Genomic DNA, 1,169 nt, shown 5'->3' with positions numbered 1-1,169 from the left:
CCATTGCCGGTCGCACGCAGGAACACGCCCACCGACCGTGCGGATTGCAGCGAAGGCCGCCAGATCATCTGGTCGATGATGCCATACACCATCCAGTTGCCCCGGTCCCAGCGCGGGGTCAGGTCGGACTGTGTGCTGTTCACGTTCAGCGTCGCCGCCCCCAGCGAACCGCCATTGCGGTTATACCGGTAATCGGCGAATTTCGCCGTGTCGTAATACCCGCCCAGCTTGTAGATGCCCGGCAGGCCGGGGTCTTTCGTCACATGGGACATGTCGGCGGGCTGCGGGTTCAGCGCGTATTGCAGTTCGGTTATCAGCAGCGCGCCGGTGCCCATGTTGAAGTTGGTGCCATTGGCGCCGTCATAGGTCTGGCTGGTGGGATCGGAATTGTAACCGCTGATGGACCCGGTAGCCTGCTGGATGGGAAGCGAGTTGTAGCGGTTGCCCGGCGGGTTGTCGTCGGCGGCGGCGAACATGAAGGTGAACTTCTCGCTGGGGCGGTAGCGGATGCGGATGGCGGGCGAGGACAGCGGCCATGACGGGCCGCCGCCATACAGGTTGACCGACGGGGCCATGGGCCAGCCGAAATTGGCGTTGAGGTAAAGCGATGCGTAATCGCTGATGAGGAATTCGGTATCGAGATCCTGCTGCCCGATCTTCACGTCCAGCTTTCCGTTAAGGAAGGTCTGCTGGTACCACAGTTCGAACAGGCGGGTGGAGCGGTCGGCCTCGAACCCGCTGACGGGGTTGAAGTTGGCCAGGTGATCCTGCGAGATCGAACGCCCGCGCGTCTGCAGCGCGCTGACCTGGAACAGGCCGCCCTTCAGGCCAAACAGCTTTTCGGTATCAACGGTCAGCGTCGGCATGGTCACGCCATCATAGGACGGGCCGGTGCCCGAACCGGCTGCCCCGTCATTGCCCGAGGCCGAACCGCCGGTGCCGTTGCCCCAGAGTTCATCGACTTCCTGAATGTCGAAGGTGATGCCGTGTTTGTACAGCCATGGCCGCGCACCCCACATATTGCCCAGCAGGTTGCCGCTGGTATCGAGCCTGTCACCATCGCCCGCGGCCTTTTCCTCCGCATCGGCCTGCGCGCGTTCTGAATCGCGCACCGTCGCAGGGTCAATCTGCTGGACCAGCGGGGTGGAATTGCCAAGGCGGGCGCGGTC

At 63.4% G+C, this 1,169-nt stretch carries 1 protein-coding gene; it reads right to left on the bottom strand.

Annotation, left to right across the window (positions count from 1 at the left end):
• Nucleotides 1-1,169, bottom strand: a 1,169-nt coding sequence (locus tag CFR79_RS15420) for a carbohydrate porin (protein ID WP_258373661.1), incomplete at both ends; no start/stop codon positions are given.

It is taken from the genome of Komagataeibacter saccharivorans (assembly GCF_003207825.1).
GTDB lineage: Bacteria > Pseudomonadota > Alphaproteobacteria > Acetobacterales > Acetobacteraceae > Komagataeibacter > Komagataeibacter saccharivorans.
The sequence above is the reverse complement of the archived record's forward strand: the minus strand, read 5'-3'. Positions and strand labels throughout refer to the sequence as shown.